This window comes from Phyllobacterium sp. SB3 (genome assembly GCF_040009165.1).
GTDB lineage: Bacteria > Pseudomonadota > Alphaproteobacteria > Rhizobiales > Rhizobiaceae > Phyllobacterium.
The window spans coordinates 16797-37072 of sequence record NZ_JBDYKI010000003.1 but is presented as its reverse complement, the minus strand read 5'-3'; the positions used below and the strand labels follow the sequence as shown (position 1 = coordinate 37072).

General features: G+C 52.5%; 21 protein-coding genes. 7 read left to right on the top strand and 14 right to left on the bottom strand.

Going from position 1 to position 20276, the window contains the following annotated elements:
• The first annotated feature begins 72 nt into the window (after positions 1-72).
• On the top strand, positions 73-1092 hold the full coding sequence (gene gnd / locus ABKW30_RS11385) for a phosphogluconate dehydrogenase (NAD(+)-dependent, decarboxylating) (protein WP_348599049.1): 1020 nt from the start codon (positions 73-75) through the stop codon (positions 1090-1092).
• 46 nt (positions 1093-1138) lie between these two features.
• On the opposite strand, the gene ABKW30_RS11380 is transcribed toward gnd, so the two are convergent.
• A complete protein-coding gene (locus ABKW30_RS11380) occupies positions 1139-2143 on the bottom strand; it encodes an aldo/keto reductase (RefSeq protein ID WP_348599048.1) in 1005 nt (334 codons plus the stop codon).
• Positions 2144-2252: 109 nt separating this feature from the next.
• On the opposite strand from ABKW30_RS11380, the gene ABKW30_RS11375 reads away from it, so the two are divergent.
• The 3 genes from ABKW30_RS11375 (at position 2253) to ABKW30_RS11365 (ending at position 5134) form a co-directional block, all read left to right on the top strand.
• Complete coding sequence (locus tag ABKW30_RS11375) at positions 2253-3161, top strand: LysR family transcriptional regulator (RefSeq protein ID WP_348599047.1); 909 nt, start codon at positions 2253-2255, stop codon at positions 3159-3161.
• 92 nt (positions 3162-3253) lie between these two features.
• The gene (locus ABKW30_RS11370; protein ID WP_348599046.1) at positions 3254-4546 is read left to right on the top strand and encodes an Hsp70 family protein; all 1293 of its coding nucleotides are present in this window, start codon (positions 3254-3256) and stop codon (positions 4544-4546) included.
• A 105-nt stretch (positions 4547-4651) separates the two neighbouring features.
• A complete protein-coding gene (locus tag ABKW30_RS11365; protein ID WP_008124721.1) occupies positions 4652-5134 on the top strand; it encodes a MaoC family dehydratase in 483 nt (160 codons plus the stop codon).
• A gap of 6 nt (positions 5135-5140) precedes the next feature.
• Here ABKW30_RS11365 and ABKW30_RS11360 read toward each other — a convergent pair whose 3' ends face one another.
• The 5 genes from ABKW30_RS11360 to ABKW30_RS11340 form a co-directional block, all read right to left on the bottom strand.
• Positions 5141-6316: an alpha/beta hydrolase gene (locus ABKW30_RS11360; protein ID WP_348599045.1), complete on the bottom strand. Its 1176-nt coding sequence runs from the start codon at positions 6314-6316 to the stop codon at positions 5141-5143.
• Positions 6317-6666: 350 nt separating this feature from the next.
• Positions 6667-7221 (bottom strand): sarcosine oxidase subunit gamma, encoded by a 555-nt coding sequence (locus ABKW30_RS11355; protein ID WP_348599044.1) that lies wholly within the window; start codon positions 7219-7221, stop codon positions 6667-6669.
• Positions 7214-10192 carry a sarcosine oxidase subunit alpha gene (locus tag ABKW30_RS11350; RefSeq protein WP_348599043.1) on the bottom strand — a complete coding sequence of 993 codons (2979 nt, stop codon included), beginning with the start codon at positions 10190-10192 and terminating at the stop codon, positions 7214-7216. The genes ABKW30_RS11355 and ABKW30_RS11350 overlap by 8 nt, the downstream gene beginning before the upstream one ends.
• A gap of 4 nt (positions 10193-10196) precedes the next feature.
• Positions 10197-10556 (bottom strand): sarcosine oxidase subunit delta, encoded by a 360-nt coding sequence (locus ABKW30_RS11345; protein WP_348599042.1) that lies wholly within the window; start codon positions 10554-10556, stop codon positions 10197-10199.
• Positions 10557-10576: 20 nt separating this feature from the next.
• Positions 10577-11830 (bottom strand): sarcosine oxidase subunit beta, encoded by a 1254-nt coding sequence (locus tag ABKW30_RS11340; RefSeq protein WP_348599041.1) that lies wholly within the window; start codon positions 11828-11830, stop codon positions 10577-10579.
• Positions 11831-12228: 398 nt separating this feature from the next.
• On the opposite strand from ABKW30_RS11340, the gene rpsU reads away from it, so the two are divergent.
• Complete coding sequence (gene rpsU / locus ABKW30_RS11335; RefSeq protein WP_008124734.1) at positions 12229-12480, top strand: 30S ribosomal protein S21; 252 nt, start codon at positions 12229-12231, stop codon at positions 12478-12480.
• 139 nt (positions 12481-12619) lie between these two features.
• The gene (locus tag ABKW30_RS11330) at positions 12620-13477 is read left to right on the top strand and encodes a tetratricopeptide repeat protein (protein ID WP_348599772.1); all 858 of its coding nucleotides are present in this window, start codon (positions 12620-12622) and stop codon (positions 13475-13477) included.
• Between the two features lie 82 nt (positions 13478-13559).
• On the opposite strand, the gene ABKW30_RS11325 is transcribed toward ABKW30_RS11330, so the two are convergent.
• The 7 genes from ABKW30_RS11325 to ABKW30_RS11295 form a co-directional block, all read right to left on the bottom strand.
• Complete coding sequence (locus ABKW30_RS11325) at positions 13560-14960, bottom strand: NAD(P)(+) transhydrogenase (Re/Si-specific) subunit beta (protein WP_348599040.1); 1401 nt, start codon at positions 14958-14960, stop codon at positions 13560-13562.
• A gap of 10 nt (positions 14961-14970) precedes the next feature.
• A complete protein-coding gene (locus tag ABKW30_RS11320) occupies positions 14971-15381 on the bottom strand; it encodes an NAD(P) transhydrogenase subunit alpha (protein WP_115052230.1) in 411 nt (136 codons plus the stop codon).
• Positions 15381-16688 carry a Re/Si-specific NAD(P)(+) transhydrogenase subunit alpha gene (locus ABKW30_RS11315; RefSeq protein ID WP_348599039.1) on the bottom strand — a complete coding sequence of 436 codons (1308 nt, stop codon included), beginning with the start codon at positions 16686-16688 and terminating at the stop codon, positions 15381-15383. Before ABKW30_RS11315 ends, ABKW30_RS11320 begins: the two co-directional genes overlap by 1 nt.
• 157 nt (positions 16689-16845) lie before the next feature.
• A complete protein-coding gene (locus tag ABKW30_RS11310; RefSeq protein WP_348599038.1) occupies positions 16846-17067 on the bottom strand; it encodes an aa3-type cytochrome c oxidase subunit IV in 222 nt (73 codons plus the stop codon).
• 122 nt (positions 17068-17189) lie between these two features.
• On the bottom strand, positions 17190-17336 hold the full coding sequence (locus ABKW30_RS11305; RefSeq protein ID WP_008124743.1) for a DUF3096 domain-containing protein: 147 nt from the start codon (positions 17334-17336) through the stop codon (positions 17190-17192).
• Between the two features lie 114 nt (positions 17337-17450).
• Complete coding sequence (locus ABKW30_RS11300; RefSeq protein ID WP_348599037.1) at positions 17451-17948, bottom strand: hypothetical protein; 498 nt, start codon at positions 17946-17948, stop codon at positions 17451-17453.
• The gene (locus tag ABKW30_RS11295; RefSeq protein WP_348599036.1) at positions 17938-18534 is read right to left on the bottom strand and encodes a CGNR zinc finger domain-containing protein; all 597 of its coding nucleotides are present in this window, start codon (positions 18532-18534) and stop codon (positions 17938-17940) included. The genes ABKW30_RS11300 and ABKW30_RS11295 overlap by 11 nt, the downstream gene beginning before the upstream one ends.
• A 65-nt stretch (positions 18535-18599) precedes the next feature.
• Here ABKW30_RS11295 and ABKW30_RS11290 point away from each other — a divergent pair, with 65 nt between their 5' ends.
• Positions 18600-19499 carry a branched-chain amino acid ABC transporter permease gene (locus tag ABKW30_RS11290; RefSeq protein ID WP_348599035.1) on the top strand — a complete coding sequence of 300 codons (900 nt, stop codon included), beginning with the start codon at positions 18600-18602 and terminating at the stop codon, positions 19497-19499.
• Here the strand turns inward: ABKW30_RS11290 and ABKW30_RS11285 are convergent.
• The gene (locus ABKW30_RS11285) at positions 19496-20245 is read right to left on the bottom strand and encodes an SDR family oxidoreductase (protein ID WP_348599034.1); all 750 of its coding nucleotides are present in this window, start codon (positions 20243-20245) and stop codon (positions 19496-19498) included. The two genes, ABKW30_RS11290 and ABKW30_RS11285, sit on opposite strands and share 4 nt — an antisense overlap.
• Between the last annotated feature and the right edge of the window lie 31 nt (positions 20246-20276).

The following is a 20276-nucleotide window of genomic DNA, read 5'->3' as shown; positions in this document are numbered from 1 at the left end:
ATTGCTGTTACCGACACCCGCCGGTAGCGTATCACTTCAGAATATTCTCAACTTTCCCTTGGAGATTTAGAAATGCAACTCGGTATGATTGGACTGGGCCGTATGGGTAACAACATGACCCAGCGCCTGATGCAGCACGGGCATGAATGCGTCGTTTATGACGCGCGTGCCGAAAGCATGGCTGCGTTGGAAGCCCTTGGGGCCAAAGGAAGCGCCTCGCTGCAAGAATTTGTCTCCAAACTGACCAAGCCGCGCGTTGTATGGCTCATGCTTCCGGCCGCAGTCGTCGATAAGGTTCTGGATCAACTGGTACCCCTGCTTGACAAGGAAGACATTCTCATCGACGGCGGCAATTCATATTATCACGATGATATTCGCCGCAGCAAAGCTTTGCAGTCAAAGGGCCTGCATTATGTCGATGTTGGAACCAGCGGCGGCGTGTTCGGTCTGGAACGTGGTTACTGCCTGATGATTGGCGGCGAAAAGGCCACCTTTGAGCATCTTTCCCCAATCTTTGCCGCTCTTGCACCTGGAAAAGGTGACGTGCCTGTCACAGAAAGCCGCCCGACGGGAACGGCCAGCACAGCTGACCAAGGCTTTCTGCATTGTGGACCGCACGGCGCGGGGCATTTCGTCAAAATGGTTCACAACGGCATCGAATACGGACTGATGGCTGCTTATGCCGAAGGTCTGAACATTCTTCGCAATGCCGATATCGGCATGCGTGATCACGAAGTCGATGCTGAAACTACGCCTTTGCAGCATCCCGAGCACTATCAATACAAGCTCGACCTGCCGGAGATTGCAGAGGTATGGCGTCGCGGCAGCGTCATCAGCTCATGGCTGCTTGACTTGACCGCTGATGCACTTCACGGCGATCCCGCTCTGGAAAGCTATGAGGGCCATGTGTCTGACTCAGGCGAAGGCCGTTGGACAGTTATGGCCGCTATCGATGAAGCTGTACCAACACCTGTACTCAGCGCTGCATTGCAGGAGCGGTTCTCTTCACGCGGCAATGCCGATTTTGCCAACAAGATTCTGTCTGCCATGCGCAGTGAGTTTGGCGGCCATAAGGAAAAACCTCGCGGCTAAACCCGCCTGATGGAATGCGGGTCGGAAGACCCGACCCGCATTTTCCTTAACTATGAGCGCCTGATTCACTATCAAGATGCGCCATCTGAGCCTCAGCATAACGCGTGCCGGATGCCGCGCCTTTTGGAATGGCCTTTTCAATCGCCGACAGATCTTCCGCGCTCAAAGTCACGTCCAACGTGCCCAGCGACTCGGTCAGGCGATCACGACGCCTTGCACCAATGATAGGGATGATATCGTCACCCTGCGCTGCAACCCACGCGATTGCAATCTGCGCTACTGAGACGCCTTTCCTCTCGGCAATCTTCTTGAGAGCTTCAACAAGAGCAAGGTTTTTATCGACATTCTCACCCTGAAAACGTGGGCTATGCGACCGGAAATCCGTAGCTGCGGTAGCATTTTTCTGCCAGTGCCCACTGATAAGACCACGTGAAAGCACGCCATAAGCAGTGATGGCGATACCAAGATCACGGCAGGTCTCAAGAATACCGTCTTCGATACCACGCGACATCAACGAATATTCGATCTGGAGGTCGACAATCGGGTGAACGGCGGCTGCACGCCTGATCGTTTCCGAGCCAACTTCTGATAATCCGATATGCTTGACGAAACCTGTCTTCACCATTTCAGCGATCGCACCGATGGTTTCTTCAATCGGCACATTTGGATCGAGACGCGCGGGCCGATAAATATCAATGTAGTCGACACCAAGCCGTTGCAGTGAATAGGCAAGGGATGTCTTTACGGCCTCCGGCCTTGCATTGAAGCCAATCCAACCAGCACCCGGATCACGCAGCGCACCAAACTTCACGCTGATGATGGTATCCTCGCGCCTCCTTGCCTTCAGGGCTTCGGCTATCAGCATTTCATTGTGGCCCATGCCGTAGAAATCACCCGTATCCAACAGATTGATGCCTGCATCGAGCGCAGCATGAACGGTGGCGATACTCTCCGCACGATCGGAAGGTCCGTACATGCCGGACATGCCCATGCAGCCAAGTCCAAGCTCGGAAACATTCGGGCCGGTTGCACCAAGTTGACGATATTGCATTCTGGAACTCCATATTTCCTTGGGAACAAACTGTCGGATGCAATATAAAAGAATTCCGTTTGTGCGATAATCCATTATACTTCGCACGGCTTGTTCGGAAAAACGTACAATGATCGACCCTGATCTCTCTGATCTCAGCGCCTTGGTGGCCGTTGCAGAAACTCGGAACTTTCGCGCCGCAGCAAAAATCCGCGGCGTATCTGCCTCGTCACTGAGCGATGCGATACGCCGTCTGGAAGAGCGGCTCGATGTTCGCCTGTTGAACCGTACCACCCGAAGCGTCACGCCGACCGAAGCCTGCGTGCAATTACTGGAGCGCCTGACGCCTGCAATGGGTGAGATCGCCGGGGCACTGGATGCCTTGAACAATTTTCGCAACAGCCCCACGGGAACGTTGAAGTTGAACGTGCCGGTTATTGTTGCACGCAGCATTCTGCCCCCTATCGTCAACAGCTTCCTTCTGGCTCACCCCGGAATCGTCCTCGATATTCTTGCTAGCGATACGTTCATAGACATTCTTGCCGCAGGTTTTGATGCTGGCATTCGTTATGATGAGAGTATTGAGCGCGACATGATCGCAATCCCGATAGGACCACGCACACAGCGCTTCGTTCTTGCAGCGGCCCCTGCCTACCTTGCCGCTCGCGGTACTCCGGAGCATCCGCGCGACATCATCGATCACGATTGTATCCGCCATCGCTTTGCAAGCGGAGTAACGGCGGCCTGGGAATTTGAAAAGAACGGTCAATCGGTAAAAATTGCACCAAAAGGTCCATTGCTTGGTTCGCATATCGAACTTGAGCTTGGTGCTGCAATAGCCGGGCTCGGCTTGATTTATACGTTCGAGGAAGTGATCGAACCTGCGTTCAAGACCGGAGAGCTATTGCCGGTTATGCAACCATGGTGGATGAGTTTTACCGGGCCGCGGCTTTACTACCCTAGTCGCAATCACATGCCGGTACCATTACGTGCGTTTGTAGACTTCATTAAAAACAACGCAAATCGTTCTCTTGCATAGCGCGTATCGTTATGGCATGACGCGCCTCCCAATTCGAAGGCGCATTCTGCGCCAACAAAAATAACAAAATTAACGGCACAAGGAGCGCGGCGATGGCTCAGGCGCTGGGTTTTGACTTTGGCACGACCAATACCGTGATGGCATTGGCGCAGGCGAGTGGCTCCACACATTCCGTGAAGTTCACCAGCCGTGCTGGCGAAGCAGATAGCATGCGCACGGCACTATCATTCATGAAAGACCCCTTGGCTGGGGCAGCGTCGTTGAAGGTTGAAGCCGGACACGCTGCAATACGCCAATTCATAGATCACCCAGGCGAATGCCGGTTTCTTCAATCCATAAAGACATTCGCCGCGAGTGCACTTTTTCAGGGGACGCTGATTTTTGCAAAGCGTCAGACGTTTGAAGATCTCATGGAAGTATTTGTGCGGCGCTTGCGAACCTATGCAGGTGAAAGCTGGCCGTCAGATATCAGCCGCATTGTTACAGGCCGTCCGGTGCACTTTGCCGGAGCTAATCCTAATCCTGATCTTGCCATGGAACGTTACAGCGAAGCTCTGACCCGTTTCGGATTTCCTGAGATGCATTTTGTCTACGAGCCCGTGGCAGCGGCCTTTTACTTTGCTCAGCACCTGAAGACAGATGCAACCGTTCTTGTCGCAGACTTTGGCGGCGGTACGACCGACTATTCCATTATCCGGTTTGAAAGCTCCGCAGGGAAACTCAAGGCCACACCAGTCGGTTATTCAGGTGTTGGAGTTGCCGGCGACCATTTTGACTATCGTATGATCGATCAGATTGTAGCGCCGCAAATTGGCAAGGGCACATACTTCAAAAGCTTCGATAAGCGACTTGAAGTACCTTCATCCTGGTACGCCAACTTCGGACGCTGGAACCAGCTATCGATTTTTAAGACCTCGCGTGAATTCACAGAGTTGAAGAAGCTCGTACGCAGCAGTCTTGATCCCGAAAAACTCGAAACCTTTGTTGATCTTGTCGAGCACGACGAGGGATACCCGCTTTATCAGGCAGTATCCGCAACAAAAATCGCTTTGTCGTCATCCGACGAAGCAGAGTTCAACTTTGCCCCGCTTGGACGTGGTGGCAAGAAGATGATCCGTCGTTCTGATTTCGAAAACTGGATCGCAGAGGACCTGGAACGGATAAAGGCTGCACTGGACGATGTGCTGGTCAAGACAAATACTCCCCCAAACCAGATCGACAAAGTGTTCCTGACAGGCGGCACCTCTTTTGTTCCAGCTGTTCGCCGTATTTTTACCGAACGTTTTGACACGGACAAAATCGAAAGCGGCGGTGAACTACTGTCCATCGCGCATGGTTTGGCGCTTATAGGCGAGCGTGAAGATATTGCCCAATGGACTGTGTAAGAGCTGGCTTGCAAGCCGCACTTTAACCATTGAGGATGACAATCGGTCGCGAACCGACTATCGAAACAGAATGCATTCCGCAAAAGCCCTTGGAAAGTCGATACTATGAAGGAAGCGATATCGCTCAAACAGCTGACGGCAGCCATCGGAACTGAGATCGGTTGTTCCGAGTGGCGCACTGTCACGCAGGAGATGATAAATCTGTTCGCCGACGCAACCGATGACCATCAGTTTATTCATGTCGACCCCGAACGAGCTGCGAAAGAAACACCTTTCGGCGGCACGATTGCTCATGGCTTCTTGACGATCTCGCTATTATCGACTTTGGCGTACGAAGCGCTGCCGATGATTGAAGGCGCAACGATGGGTATTAATTACGGCTTCGACAAAGTGCGTTTCATGTCACCCGTCAATACTGGCAGACGGGTACGTGCACGTTTCAAACTCGTCGATGCGGATATCCGGCCATCTGGTCGCGTGCTCAACAATTACGAAGTAACCCTTGAAGTCGAAAACCTTGTCAAACCCGCTCTCGTAGCAAACTGGCTGACAATTGCTGTACTTGAGCATCCGCCGGAAATGGACTGATCGTCATCAGGCGATTCTGCCCTCTGCATCAAGCGGAGCAGCTTCACCATCATATTCGGTCATGAGCTTGGCAAACATAAACGGCCCCTGCACAAACATGCCCATATCATACGTATTGCGTATCTGCGCACCTTTGAGAAAAAGCAGGTGCATCTTGAAGAAGTTCTTCTTTGCCCGTGCATAACGGGCTGGCTTGTGAACATTCTTGAACTTTATTCGCCTGATCGTCGGCTGCGTACGTGGTTCGATCCCGAGTGCCTCGGCAGGGTTCGATTTATAAAAATGTATGATATCGGAAATAGTCTGAAACTCCGCCCAGAAAACAGGCGTTTCCTGCATAACGATACGCACGTCCTCTTTCAGGGCCTTGGCCTGCGGATGTAGAGCGATCATCAAGAGGCATGATCCGGCGGCCACCAGCGACATTGGCCTATTCTTCAGCAACTCCGGCTCTTTTCGCCAAACATCGGCGATCGCTTCGACAGCGGGCACCGTTCCCAAACTATGGGAGATGATAACGACTTCATCAGCATCGCTTGTTCGCAGTTTGCGTATCAGATGATCGGCAAAATCGCGACGGCGCTGAATCAGGTTCCTGTTGCGTCCATGAATCCGATCAGACGCTGCGGCCCAATCGTCAAGCAAATAAGAGAAGAATATTTTATCGCCCGGCCAGCGGACAAGAACACGACATACAATCAATGCCAGCGGAATGCTCCACATCATATGCCAAGGATTGAAACCCGCCCAAACGGGAGAAAGCCCGACGCCCAGAACTACCAGCGTTATCAAACAGGCGAGCGCGAAAGGCCACATGAAGAAAAGACAAAACCGCCAGCTGGTGCGCATGTAGCGATAGAATGTCCCGGATAGTAAAATGTCGATAAACGCCATTAAACCAGTTGCGAAACGCATGATGATATTGCGTGCGGAATAGTCATCAAAAATGTCAGCAGTGCCATACTGGCAAAATTCGGTTTCGGTATTCCAGTTGGCACCCGCCGTTTCGATTCGCATCGTTGCGATATCGGGGCCCTCGCCTACCATCGCTCCCGCATTGGTAGTGGTCTTCCAAAGTCTGTTGAAGTCACCGGAACTGTTCAGGTAACGCCCGCGCACCGCATCGGGATGCAATCCCTCGTAGCCGGTAAAGTTTATAACCAGACGTTTTTTGACAGACATGTATTTCTCTATGCACGAAAACTACGCGAATCGGCAGCCGTTCGCGTCTCATTATCAAAAACGGCGGCGTAATTGTGTTTACCGCCATTTACAGTATCTGTTTACATAATATCTCGTAGATTGCATGTATGTTGCGGCTTGGTTACCCGCCTCAATTAAGGCGCGCATCCGGAAAAAGCATTTATTTCGCCGCAAAAAACCGCAGAGGATTTTCGCAAAATGGCGGAAGAATTCCATTAAATGGATGAGAAATATCGCTTGAAATGCCCCTATCGTGGAGCACTTTGAACGGTATACGGAAGAGGAATAAGTTCTCAACTGAGAACTTATTCCTCTTCTTGAAGCTATCGTCAGATGGCGACGTCGCGTGCAGATTCTTGAAGGAACGCGTAGGCATAGCTGGAAAATGACCGCCAGCATTCCACACGGAACTCAGTTTCTGAAATACGCCAAAGGATGATTTCGATCTTGCCCAGAACTGTTCTCGAAGCGGCCCCAACCGGAAATGCTTTCAGCGACAAATCTTGCGGACAACCGCCATTTACCACTGCATCCGCACCATTGCCTGAAACAAGAATACCGACATTGCGATGAGAAATATCGACTGCCGAGTGCAACACTTTTGCCTTGTCGAGATCAGTTGCGACGCTGCTATCGGCGCTATCTATGATGAGCCACTCATCGGGGCCGATCCATAAAGCAGACCGTGCTCCTTTCGACGCCGTTGTTTTCGGCTTTGTTGGCAAGGTCAGGCCAAGTGCCTTGGAAAGTGCCGGAACGGCATCTGCTCGAGCACGGAGCGATATACGAGTAGCGTTTTCAGCCAGCGTTACCGATACCGACATTATACCAGAATGACCGGCCTGCAACGGATGCAGGCGTGTTGCGCGGGAAACCTCAACCATTGAGCCGCTCTCCTTTTTCGTCGAAGAAGACCATGCCGGTTACTTCAACCTCGATCACGCCGTTCGGCATTGGTACATATAGCCTTTCGCCAAGGCGTTTTGTTCCGTCGATTACCAGCGCCAAGGCAATGGACCGACCGCAATTCTCCGACCAGTAGGACGATGTAACGTGGCCGATCATCGTCATGGGCACTGGTTGATTCGGGTTGGCGACAATCTGCGCGCCCTCTTCCAGAACGACTTTCGGATCAACCGTTTTCAGCCCGACAAGCTGCTTGCGCCCATCGGAAACCAGATCACGGCGCAGCAAACCCCGAATACCAACATAATCGGTTTTGTTCTTGCCAATAGCCCATGTAAGCCCCGCATCCTGCGGCGTGACAGTCCCGTCAGTATCCTGACCAACAATGATATAACCCTTTTCCGCGCGGAGAACGTGCATCGTCTCCGTGCCGTAGGGAGTCAGGCCATGAGGCTTGCCCTGTTCATAGACCGCCTCCCATACTGCTTTCCCATAATCAGCGGGAACGTTGATTTCGTAACCGGCTTCGCCCGTAAACGACATGCGGAACAAGCGTGTCGGAACACCACAAATCCTGCCTTCCCGCACACTCATATGCGGCATGGCTTCATTGGAAAGATCAATTCCTTCAACCAGCGGCGCGATGATCTCACGGGCCTTGGGGCCTTGGACTGCGATCACAGCCCACTGTTCTGTCGTAGAAGTAAGCCACACGTTCAGATGCGGAAACTCTGTCTGGAGATAGTCTTCCATATGGTGCATGACACGTGGTGCTCCACCGGTCGTCGTCGTAACGTGGAAGCGATCCTCTGCAAGACGCCCGACCACGCCGTCATCATAGATGAAGCCATCTTCCCGCAGCATGATGCCGTACCGGCAGCGCCCTACTCCCAGCTTTTCCCAAGGGTTGGTGTAAAGCAGTTCGAGGAACTTCGCCGCGTCGGGTCCAACAACTTCGATTTTGCCGAGCGTCGAGGCATCAAAAATACCAGCCTGATTGCGCACGGCAACGCACTCGCGATTGACTGCTGCATGCATGTCTTCGCCAGCCTGAGGGTAATACCAAGCACGTTTCCACTGGCCCACATCTTCAAATGGAGCACCTTGAGCCTCGTGCCAAGCATGCATGGGTGTGCGGCGGGTCGGATCAAACAGATCATGCCGGGCATGATTGACGATCGCCCCGAATGTCACCGGAGTGAATGGCGCACGGAACGTGGTAAGACCAACCGCAGGAATTGGTTTGTCCAATGCTTCCGCAGCAATCGCCAGGCCATGCAAATTGGATGTCTTGCCCTGATCGGTCGCCATGCCGTTGGTGGTGAACCGCTTGATATGTTCGATGGAATGCATGCCTTCCCGCACAGCCAGTCGCACGTCTTTGGCAGTCACATCGTTCTGGAAATCGACGAAGGCTTTGACCGTAGTGTCTGCACCAGCACCCGGTGCTGAACCGATCATTCCTGCGATCCAGTTCGTACCGCCGGTCGCAATAATAGCATTGGCTTTTCCACCGCCAGCAGCAACAGCCTCATCTATTGCCGTTTGCAAACTGTCTGTGCCATTGCAAGCGCCAACGGAAACGCAATTTTGGGCATATGTTCCGGGCAGGAACCGTTCATTGGCCGCATCCCAAGCCACCTTGCCACGTGACTGTGAGAAGAGATGAACTGAAGGCGTCCAGCCAGCTGACATGATCAATGCGTCAACCGCAATCTTCCGCTCGTTTCCACCATTATTGGGCTTGATCGATATGGACGAAACGCGGCGTTTGCCACCTGCGCTGTAAACTGCGTAGCCCGTTAGTACTTCGATGCCGAGGGAGCGTGCTTCATCAATAACAGCAGACGATGGATTATCGCGCGTATCAACAATAACCGGCACATCGACACCAGCGCGCTTCAAGTCGATTGCTGCGGCATAAGCCGAGTCATTGGCGGTGTAGACACCGACTTTTCGGCCAACCGCAACGCCGTACTGATTAAGGAAAAGGCGTGCCGCAGAAGCAAGCATGATGCCCGGCCGGTCATTATTGGCAAAAACCATGTGCCGTTCAATGGCACCGGTAGCCAGAACAACCTTCTTAGCCCGCACCTGCCATAAACGCTCACGAGGCATCTCTGCGGCGGGGCGGCTCAAATGATCGCTGATCCGTTCGACCAAGCCAATGAAGTTCTGCGCGTAGTAACCAAAAGCAGTAGTGCGGGTCAGTACCTGCACATTTTCCATGCTTCGCAGTTTTGCCAATGCAGCTGTTGCCCAATCATAACCCGCGACACCATCGATAGTGACATCGTTTTCGTAACGAAGCGCACCACCTACGTCTGCCTGCTCGTCACAAAGGATGATTTTTGCGCCAGTCGCTGCAGCACTCAACGCCGCCGCAAGGCCAGCCGCACCAGCGCCGACAATAAGCACGTCACAATGAGCAAACCGGTTTGAATAGCGATCAGTATCCGGTTCTCCCGGAACGACACCAAGTCCAGCTGCCGCACGGATTTTCGGTTCGTAGATCGTTTTCCAAGCAAACTTCGGCCACATGAAGGTTTTGTAGTAGAACCCTGCTGGCAGCATTGGCGAAAAGACATCGTTGATCGCGCCGATATCGAACGTCAGTGATGGCCAGCGGTTTTGCGATTTCGCCTTCAGGCCATCATAAATTTCCTGAACTGTAGCGCGCACATTCGGCTGCTTGCGCGACTTGTCGCGTTCAATATCGATCAGAGCATTCGGCTCTTCACTACCGGCCGAAAGGATACCGCGCGGACGGTGATACTTAAATGATCGGCCGACAAGATGAATGCCATTGGCAATCAGCGCCGAAGCAATTGTGTCACCTTCCAAGCCAGTCAGGTTTTGGCCATCAAAGGTAAACCGCACAGTTTTCGCCGGTGTAAGACGACCTGTACCTGCGATCCGATTGCTTCCGGAATGAATTGAGTGAACCATCTGATCAAAGCTCCGCTTTCTTTGTGCGGGGCGCACGTTTTTTTACCGGTTCGGCGTCTGGTGTCGGATTTCCAGAGAGAAGCGCGTCCACATCAGGCTTGGGTTCACCTGCCTTATAGACCGTCAGGAATTTGTCGGACACGGAGTCGCGTACAGCATTGAAAAACCGGCCGCAGCCGTGAATGTGGCGCCAGCGTTCAAACTGCAAACCTTTGGGGTTCTGCCGGAAGTAAAGAAAGGACGCAAAATCCTCATCGGACTGTTCGATGATTGAAGAATTGCGGACAAGATGCGCTTCACCGGCGTTACGGAATTCCAGTTCCGGACGCTCTTCTTCGCAATATGGGCATTTGATGAGAAGCATAATACTCGTCTCTCTTGAAATCAGTGCGCGACAGCCGCAGCAGCGGCTTCGTCAATCAGGCGTCCGGTTGTGAACCGCTCAAGCGTGAACGGCGCATTGATCCTGTGCGGCTCATCGCGGGCTATGGTGTGGGCGAAAACATTGCCTGAACCCGGTGTGGCTTTGAAGCCGCCTGTGCCCCAACCGCAATTGACGTAGAGCCCCGGTACAGGCGTCTTTGCCAGGATTGGCGAGCGGTCGGGCGTAACATCAACAATACCGCCCCACGACCGCAGCATTTTCAACCGCGTCAGAACGGGGAACATCTCGCAAATTGCATCAAGCGTATGATTGATGATGTGCAGGCCGCCTGTCTGCGAATAGGAGGTATACTGATCGGTACCGGCCCCAATAACCATCTCACCCTTGTCTGACTGCGAGATATAGGCGTGGACCGTATTCGACATGATCACACAAGGGATCAAAGGCTTGACCGGCTCCGAGACCAGCGCTTGCAGGGGGTAACTTTCAAGCGGCATACGCACACCGGCCATATTCATCAGAACCGATGTATGACCCGCCGCAACGACTCCAACCTTCTTGGCATTGATCGGCCCGCGATTCGTATCGACACCCAGAACAGCTCCATTCGGAGCGCGACGGATGCCGGTTACTTCACAATTTTGGATGATATGCACGCCACGGTCTGCCGCAGCCCGGGCGTAGCCCCACGCTACCGCATCGTGCCGTGCCGTGCCGCCACGGCGTTGCAATGCGGCACCGATAATCGGATAGCGCGCATCGGATGACAGATTGATTGGCGGACAGAATTCCTTGACCTGCTCCGGGGTCAGCCATTCATTGTCGATGCCATTTAACCTGTTTGCATGGATATGACGCTTGAACACCTGAACATCGTGAATGTTATGGGCAAGCATCATCACGCCGCGTGCCGAATACATCACGTTATAATTCAGATCCTGGCTTAACCCTTCCCAGAGTTTGACCGCATGCTCGTAAATGCCTGCCGATTCGTCATAGAGATAATTTGAACGGATAATCGTCGTATTACGACCGGTATTACCGCCACCGAGCCAACCTTTCTCGAGCACAGCCACATTGGTAATCCCATGCTCTTTGGCAAGGTAGTAAGCGGTAGCCAATCCATGACCACCTGCTCCTACAATAATGACATCATATTCAGCTTTCGGTTCGGGCGATGACCATTGCTGATCCCAGCCCTTATGGGCACGCAAAGCCTCTCGGGCCAAAGCAAATACCGAATATTTCCGCATCGTCCATTCCTAGCAATTGGGCCTTGGCAAAATAGCCACTGCAGAGCGATTATTAATGAGTGGCGCCGCTTGATCCTGTTCAAATATCGACATCGACTTTAAAAGCCAGAACCATGCTTTTATGCATCAGTATCGCATACGACTACAGGTCTTTTGCCATTTTGCGACGGAGATTGGCGTTCCATGTTACATAATCAAAAATTACCGAACTTGCTGGCTCTTCGCGACAAATACTCACCAATCCGTGCAACTCTGCCATGGACATAGGTAAAAGTTTCTGGTAATGGCCACCCCAGTTTGCGATGGATGACCGTCGCGAAGTTTGATTTTTGTTCCCTACCGAATAATCGGAAGCAGAAATCAGGCTCAACGAAATTCTAAGAGATACAGGAAAAACCGTGCAGGTACTCGTACGCGAAAATAATGTTGATCAAGCCCTCCGCGTCCTCAAGAAGAAGATGCAGCGTGAAGGTATGTTCCGCGAAATGAAGATGCATGATCATTACGAAAAGCCTTCGATCAAGCGCGCTCGTCAGAAGGCAGAGGCTATCAGCCGTGCCCGCAAGCTGGCCCGCAAACAGGCCCAGCGTGAAGGCCTGCTGCCAATGCCTGTAAAGAAGGTACCGGCCCGCGCTTCTGCGGCTCGTTAACGGATATCTACCGACGCCTTGACTCGACAAGGGGTGGAGTGGCTCGCGTCACACCGCCCTTTTTTCGTTTGTCGGGACAGGAACATTTTCGCTTGTAAAGACTTTGGTTGAACGGGACAATTGGAATATGACACATTCAATGGCAATGGCTTCATACCGCAAACCTGCATCGACCAATGGATCGGCAAAAATCGCTGGCCTCCTCCTATTGGCATCAGTGATGACCTTCACACTTGTCGGCTGCAACACGACAGCAACAGACATGACCGGGATCGACAAAGCACAGGGCTCTGCAGAGAACATCAGCTCCCTCAACGACGTTATCCGTAACAACCCGAAAGATCCGGAAGCCTATAACGTCCGTGGCTCAGCTTTCGGACGTGCCGGTCGCAGCAATGATGCGATCAAGGATTTCAACACCGCACTGCAGTTGAATCCAAGCTTCTATCAGGCCTATGCAAACCGGGCGCTGGTTTACCGTAATATGGGCAACACAGCCCAAGCCGCAGCCGATTACAGCAGAGCCATACAGATCAACCCGCAATATGACACGGCTTATATTGGCCGCGGTAATCTCTATCGTCAGGCAGGGCGCCTTGATGAAGCTTTGAATGATTTCCAGCAAGCTATTCAACTGAACACGACTGACGCCCGCGCTTACCACAATCGTGGCCTGATTTATCAGGCTCGTAACCAGCACAAGCAGGCTATTGAAGATTTCTCGACGGCAATCTCGCTACAGCCGGATGCTGCAGAACCTTATAATGGGCGCGGCATCTCCTATGTTGCGCTTGGCGATGACGACAATGCCTTTGACGATTTCAACACAGCTATCAAGCTTGACGGTGATATCGCTGAGGGTTGGGCAAATCAGGCTCTTGTCTATGAGCATCGTGGTGAGAAGGCTCGGGCAGCCAAATCCTACGCAAAGGCTGTTCAGCTTGATCCGAATTACAAGCCAGCCAAGGATGGCCTCGCCCGCACACGAGGCGCTTGATAGCCTTAGCGTCAATTAACAAATCCCAATAAAAAACCCGCCGAAATGGCGGGTTTTTTATTATATTCAGCAACGCTTGAGATTAGTGGTCAAGCGCCTTCACAATGTTCTCGACCATCTTCTTCGCATCCGCAAAGAGCATCATAGTGTTATCGCGGAAGAAGAGTTCGTTCTCGACACCAGCATAACCTGAACCCATGCCGCGCTTGATAAAGAGAACCGTTCCAGCTTTGTCGACATCAAGAATTGGCATGCCAAAGATCGGAGACTTTGGATCAGTCTTTGCCGCAGGGTTGGTCACGTCGTTCGCTCCGATAACAAATGCGACATCCGCCTGTGCAAATTCAGAGTTGATGTCCTCAAGTTCGAACACTTCATCATAAGGCACATTTGCTTCGGCCAACAGGACGTTCATGTGCCCCGGCATACGACCGGCAACCGGGTGAATGGCGTATTTGATTTCAACGCCTTCCGCCTTGAGCTTGTCTGCCATTTCACGCAACGCGTGCTGTGCCTGGGCTACCGCCATGCCATAACCCGGTACGATAATGACCTTGGAAGCGTTCTTCATAATGAAAGCCGCATCATCGGCAGAACCCTGCTTGACCGGTCGCTGTTCAACTTCTCCAGTTGCTGCACCGCCTGTTTCACCACCGAAGCCACCAAGAATGACCGAGATGAATGAACGGTTCATGCCCTTACACATGATGTAAGACAGGATAGCGCCGGATGAGCCCACCAGCGCGCCGGTGATGATCAAAGCAAGATTGCCCAGCGTAAAGCCGATACCCGCCGCTGCCCAACCGGAATAGGAGTTCAGCATCGACACCACGACCGGCATGTCAGCACCACCAATCGGAACGATGATCAGTCCACCAAGGATCAGCGATAGAATAACGATGAGCCAGAATACCGTGTGGCTTTCGGTCATGACCAAAGCGACGACCAGAACAACGATAGCAATTAACAAGCCAGCATTGATGAAGTGGCGCCCGGGCAGCATGATCGGCTTGCCGGACATACGGCCGTCAAGCTTGAGGAATGCGATAATGGAACCTGTGAAGGTGATTGCACCTATGGCGACACCAATTGACATTTCAACCAGCGCCTGCGCGTGGATTGTTCCAACTTCACCTATACCGAATGATTCTGGAGAATAGACAGCAGCAGCAGCCACCATCACGGCTGCAAAGCCGACGAGAGAGTGGAAGGCCGCAACGAGCTGCGGCATCGCCGTCATGGCAATACGCTTGGCAATGTAGGCACCTACACCACCACCTATAGCAAGCCCCAGAATGATCAGGCCAAGGCCGCCGAAGCTGGGTTCAGCCAGCGTCAGCGTCGTGACGATCGATATGCCCATACCGATCATGCCGTAGAAATTGCCCTGACGGCTAGTGGTTGGGTGCGACAGGCCACGCAGCGCCAGAATGAACAGGACGCCGGAGACGAGATAAAGAAAAGCTGCGAAATTAACGCTCATTGCTCAAATCTCACTTTTCTTTTTTCTTGTACATGGCAAGCATGCGATGGGTGACGAGGAAACCGCCAAATATATTGACGCTTGCAAGAACGAGAGCGATGAACCCGAACCCGGTTGCAACGCCGCTGGCGGACAGACCAACGGCGAGCAGCGCACCTACAACGATTACCGAGGAAATAGCATTGGTCACGGCCATTAGTGGCGTATGCAGTGCCGGCGTTACCGACCAGACCACATAATAGCCAACGAAGATCGACAGCACAAAGATCGCGAGGCGAAAGACGAATGGATCTACTGCGCCACCAGTTATGGCGTGAGCAGCGGCACCAGCGGCATCCGGCATGGTCTCGGCGGCCTGCCGTACCATTTCCGTGGCCTGATTGAGCGTTTCGAGCGCTTTATCTAGCGTTGCGTCAGCCATCATGCCTCTCCTTCAGATGTTTTGGGGGCAACAGTTTTAGTCGCAGCTTTCTTTGGTGCCGCAGCTGTTTTGGGAGCTGCCTTCTTCACCGGCGCTTTCGCGGGCGTCTCTTTTGCAACGCTTGCTTTTGCCGGGGCAGCTTTTTTGGGAGCTGCTGATGCTGCAACTGAAGCAGCATTGCCCGCAAAGTTCGGATGCACGACCTTACCATCATGGGTAAGGACAGTTGCCTTGACCAACTCGTCGTCAAAATTGATCTTGATTGTCTTCGCTTCCTTGTCGACCAGCGTTTCAAGGAAAGCGAAAAGGTTCTTTGCATAAAGCTGCGAGGCTGTTGCAGCGATACGACCGGCAACATTAAGGTGACCGACGATCTTCACACCATCGACTTCAACGATCTTGCCAGCAACCGCACCTTCCACGTTGCCGCCGCGCTCGACAGCCAGATCAATAATCACTGACCCCGGACGCATGCGGGAATACATCTCGCGGGTAACCAGCCTTGGGGCTGGTCGGCCGGGAATAAGGGCGGTCGTAATGATGATATCCTGCTTGGCGATGTGCTCTGCTACCAGCGCAGCCTGCTTTGCCTGATATTCCTTAGACATTTCCTTGGCATAGCCACCAGCTGTCTCTGCAGCTTTGAACTCTTCGTCTTCAACAGCGAGGAACTTCGCACCGAGAGACGCGACCTGTTCCTTGACCGCAGGGCGTACGTCTGTTGCCGTCACCACCGCACCAAGGCGGCGCGCAGTCGCAATGGCCTGCAAACCAGCGACACCGACACCCATGATGAACACTTTTGCAGCAGGAACAGTACCCGCAGCGGTCATCATCATCGGCAGAGCGCGATCATACTCTTCTGCCGCGTCAACTACAGCCTGATAACCGGCAAGGTTAGCTTGGCTCGAAAGGACGTCCATGACCTGAGCGCGAGTAATACGCGGCATGAACTCCATGGTGAATGCCGTAACTCCGGCATCGGCCAGCTCTTTAACTGCTGCGTCATTGCCATAGGGGTCCAGCATGGCGATGACGACCGCGCCTTTTTTATAGGACTTAAGCTCAGTTGAGTTTGGCCGACGCACTTTCAAAACGACATCCGCGTTTTTTGCTTCGGCAGCCTTGCCGATGGAAGCGCCTGCAGCTTCAAACTCCCGATCGGGAATGCGGGATAAAATGCCCGCGCCAGCTTCAACGATAACAGAAAATCCAAGACTTATAAGCTTTTTGACTGTCTCCGCAGAGCCACCAACACGCGGCTCGCTGGCATCAGCCTCTTTCGGTATGAATAGTGTCTGAGCCAAGCTCTCACCCCCTAAGCAAGTTAACTCTATACAGGTTTGGCAAGATCGCCTTAAACCTGTCCGACTTTACCGGGAAGTAACCCTCAAGGTGAAAACAGTCAGTTAACTGGTTTGCAGAGGGTATCCACCCGAATTATGCAACGAAAAGGCAAACAGGCTAAGCGAAAAACCAGGCAGCCACGCATATGACAATGAATAGAATGGAAGCGGAGAAGAATCCGCCAGAGAAAAAGCCGAATGCCATCGCAGCAAGCAGCGCGACGCAGAAAATCACGCCCCATTTTGAAAGAGTGAGAAACAGGTTGTAGGTGTTCTCGTGTTCTTTGTAATCCATGGGAGCGCCCAGCTCTGCAGGGGCAGTATCGTGATGTTCAGCCATCTTCAAACCTCTTAGTATCGACGTCCTAATGGCAATAGCGAAAACGACGCATCAGCGCAATGCGCAGATGGTCGCTCACTGCTGCTCAATCGATATAAATCTCATCCGGTGGTTGTGATTATCTAGTTGAGAAGGTTGGGAAACAGGCCAAGTACGCCAATGATAATCAAATATAGTGCAACGACATAGTTCAGGAGGCGTGGCGCTATCAAGATAAGGATACCCGCGATGAGCGCAACGAGTGGGGCAATGGCGATTTGTGTAATCATGCTGATAACGTCCTTTGACTTATGTACGTGCATGACCAGAGCAAACTAAATTGCGTCAGAATGCAAATCTTTTCCGCCCAGCTTGGTATCGATTCAGTGGATATAATAATCCTTTCAGGACGCAGGGCATGCGGTAGACGCTGCTGCTTTGTCGGGATTTGCATCGTAAAACGGTCCAACAACAAGTGGTTTGTCGGGCATGACCGATTGATCGACATCCGAGATCATTTTGCGCTCTAACGTCTGCAATAACTGCCCATTCGCATCCGTCACGCGCATGCTGACCTTGTACTCGCGGTTTGCTATTACACATTTCACCGGAGGGCTCTCAACAGTGACTTTTGCCATGGTTGGCCAGATTTTTTGCCGAACCACAAATGGCACACCCCCTGCCGGATTTTCGAAAGTGGTCTCTAGCATGGAATCGTCCGGTAGCGGCCTCACTTTGGAGAGCGTTAGAAGGTAAGTTGCCTGTGCGATACGGTAGTTAAAAACAAAGATTTTCCCCGACACGTTGAGATAATCCCCTTGCCCGGGATCGCGGCAGGCTCCAAGACTCAGTAAGACCATCGTGCTGACCAATGCAACGACCCGCCGGAATCTATTGGCCATGTTCCCTGCCCTTACGATCATAATGTCGTTTTGCTTTCGCGCGGTTGCCGCACACGGTCATGTCACACCAGCGCCGGCTCCGATTACGGCTTTCGTCCAAATATAACCAATGACAGTTCGGGCATATTTTGATTCTCGACAGCTTGCCGGGATCAAGCAAATTCAGTGCAGACAATACGGCTCCTGCGGACAACGAAAGCTCACGGTGCCGGGCGAATGGAGGCAATGTCAGATCCTGTTCATTCTCGTCGCCGCCAATGGCTCCTGAGGCAAGCTGCAAGAAATTCGACAAATGCCGCGCCTTGAACCTTTCTTCCAACACCGCCGTTCTGAACAACTTGTTTATCGCTTCGCGCAGTTCGATCAACGTTGAATGCTCTGTCAACGATTGAGGCGGGCTAAACTCGATATGACCCCACTCGCCTGATCGAAAATTAGCAGCAGCCGATGCAAAGCGCGCAACTTCCATGCTGTTCGCGAAACGATCCTGAGCACGTTCCGGAGTCTGGCGAAATATAACTGTATTCGCCAAATCAAGCGCAAGCACGCCTCCGCTAAACCTATGAGAGTTCCAATCGATATACATGATAAAATTCTAACTGGTAAAATGTATTTTGCAAGTTAGAATGGCATCAAATTGGACGGTTCTCGATGTCATACTTTCTGCAATTGATCTTGAACGGCATCCACAATGCAGCCCTCTATGCCCTGCTGGCCTACGGCTACGTTCTTATCCATGGATTGACACATCGAACCGATTTGTCACTCGGGGCAGTTTTCGCGTTCTCTGGGCAGACATTTATTCTGGCAGCGGCTTTTGGTTTTTCGGTTCTCTGGATGACGCTACCGGCAGCACTAGGCTTTGGAGTCGCGATTGCAGCTCTTTACATCAGCACCGGGGGTTATCTGGTTGCCAAGCTTATTTACGCTCCGCTGGACGCAGGCAGCCGCAATACAGTTCTCGTCGCGACGCTGGGCTTGAGCATTTTTTTAATGGAACTGTCACGTATTGCGGCAGATACGAGGGATTATTGGCTACCACCAATGCTCGCCTCACCAGTCCATATTCTGGGACCTGCGGCAGACATCAGCCTTACTGAGTTGCAACTAGTGAACATCGGCGTTGCGCTGGTCGTAATTCTGTTGGCAGAACTGACGATGAACCACACACTCGCCGGTCGCATCTGGCGCGCAGTCAGCGATGAACCTACCGCTTCAGCGATATGCGGAATCAATCCCGAGGTCGTCCGGACAAGAGCCATTCTGGCAGCCTATGCTATCTGCGCACTGGCCGGATTTCTTGCCGCACTTTACTATGGCAATGTCAGCTTCAACACCGGCATCATCTTCGGTCTGAAGATATTGTTCATAACGGCAGCTGGAAGTTTTTCCCGTCCGCTTCATGCTGCGTTCGGAGCAGCGATAATCGGCATGATAGAGTCTTTATGGGGAGGATATTTTTCCGTGCTCTGGCGAGATGCAGCAGTTTTCTCGCTATTGGTTTTTGTACTCGCGACCCGCACCAATGTTGATGAACAGGAGCGCGTTTAGCCTTGGAGGCTGTGTCCGCCGTCAATGGTGATCACGGTGCCAGTAATGTAGCTGCTGGCATCTGAAGCAAGCAACAACACCGCACCATCAATGTCTTCAGGTTCTCCCAAGCGGCGCATCGGATTCTTGCCTTTCAGGAATCCCTTGGCCGGACCATCCATGATGGTTTCATTGAGTTTGGTCGGAAACCAGCCCGGTGCAATGGCATTGACACGAATCCCATGCGGTGCCCATTCGAGCGCCAGAGATCGCGTCATCTGAGCCACAGCCGCCTTCGACATCGCATAGCCGGCAGACCCCTTTATTGGTGCGTCAGCAAGAATGCTCGACAGATTGATTATCGAGCCGCTGATTTTCTTCTCAATCATGCGTTTAGCGGCCTCTTGCGCAATAAAGAACGCACCTTCGACATTAACTTCGAAGATATGCCGCAATTGCTCCCGCGTTGTAGTCAAGGCACGCTCAATGGCTGCAACACCAGCATTGTTGAATACTACCGAAACAGGCCCGAAGAGCCGCTCCGCTTCGTTGAATGCCCGCTGGATATCCGCAGCAATCGTAATATCAGCGATAATGTTTACGACATTCGAATGAACCATGCTCTCGGGTGTGGGCGTTCGGGAGATAGAAACGACATTGGCTCCGTTTCCAGCAAGTATCTGGATCATTCGCAAACCAAGGCCCGACGAACCACCTGTTACAGCAATGGTTTTGCCTGCAACAGAAATAGATGTGTCAATATTCATTGATTAAGTACCGCTGAGCATCCCTATTGTG

Excerpts from the sequence above, each read along its gene's own strand:
- gnd (WP_348599049.1), top strand. The coding sequence starts at position 73 with ATGCAACTCGGTATGATTGGACTGGGCCGTATGGGTAACAACATGACC.
- ABKW30_RS11380 (WP_348599048.1), bottom strand. The coding sequence starts at position 2,143 with ATGCAATATCGTCAACTTGGTGCAACCGGCCCGAATGTTTCCGAGCTT.
- ABKW30_RS11375 (WP_348599047.1), top strand. The coding sequence starts at position 2,253 with ATGATCGACCCTGATCTCTCTGATCTCAGCGCCTTGGTGGCCGTTGCA.
- ABKW30_RS11370 (WP_348599046.1), top strand. The coding sequence starts at position 3,254 with ATGGCTCAGGCGCTGGGTTTTGACTTTGGCACGACCAATACCGTGATG.
- ABKW30_RS11365 (WP_008124721.1), top strand. The coding sequence starts at position 4,652 with ATGAAGGAAGCGATATCGCTCAAACAGCTGACGGCAGCCATCGGAACT.
- ABKW30_RS11360 (WP_348599045.1), bottom strand. The coding sequence starts at position 6,316 with ATGTCTGTCAAAAAACGTCTGGTTATAAACTTTACCGGCTACGAGGGA.
- ABKW30_RS11355 (WP_348599044.1), bottom strand. The coding sequence starts at position 7,221 with ATGGTTGAGGTTTCCCGCGCAACACGCCTGCATCCGTTGCAGGCCGGT.
- ABKW30_RS11350 (WP_348599043.1), bottom strand. The coding sequence starts at position 10,192 with ATGGTTCACTCAATTCATTCCGGAAGCAATCGGATCGCAGGTACAGGT.
- ABKW30_RS11345 (WP_348599042.1), bottom strand. The coding sequence starts at position 10,556 with ATGCTTCTCATCAAATGCCCATATTGCGAAGAAGAGCGTCCGGAACTG.
- ABKW30_RS11340 (WP_348599041.1), bottom strand. The coding sequence starts at position 11,830 with ATGCGGAAATATTCGGTATTTGCTTTGGCCCGAGAGGCTTTGCGTGCC.
- ABKW30_RS11330 (WP_348599772.1), top strand. The coding sequence starts at position 12,620 with ATGGCAATGGCTTCATACCGCAAACCTGCATCGACCAATGGATCGGCA.
- ABKW30_RS11325 (WP_348599040.1), bottom strand. The coding sequence starts at position 14,960 with ATGAGCGTTAATTTCGCAGCTTTTCTTTATCTCGTCTCCGGCGTCCTG.
- ABKW30_RS11320 (WP_115052230.1), bottom strand. The coding sequence starts at position 15,381 with ATGGCTGACGCAACGCTAGATAAAGCGCTCGAAACGCTCAATCAGGCC.
- ABKW30_RS11310 (WP_348599038.1), bottom strand. The coding sequence starts at position 17,067 with ATGGCTGAACATCACGATACTGCCCCTGCAGAGCTGGGCGCTCCCATG.
- ABKW30_RS11305 (WP_008124743.1), bottom strand. The coding sequence starts at position 17,336 with ATGATTACACAAATCGCCATTGCCCCACTCGTTGCGCTCATCGCGGGT.
- ABKW30_RS11300 (WP_348599037.1), bottom strand. The coding sequence starts at position 17,948 with ATGGCCAATAGATTCCGGCGGGTCGTTGCATTGGTCAGCACGATGGTC.
- ABKW30_RS11295 (WP_348599036.1), bottom strand. The coding sequence starts at position 18,534 with ATGTATATCGATTGGAACTCTCATAGGTTTAGCGGAGGCGTGCTTGCG.
- ABKW30_RS11290 (WP_348599035.1), top strand. The coding sequence starts at position 18,600 with ATGTCATACTTTCTGCAATTGATCTTGAACGGCATCCACAATGCAGCC.
- ABKW30_RS11285 (WP_348599034.1), bottom strand. The coding sequence starts at position 20,245 with ATGAATATTGACACATCTATTTCTGTTGCAGGCAAAACCATTGCTGTA.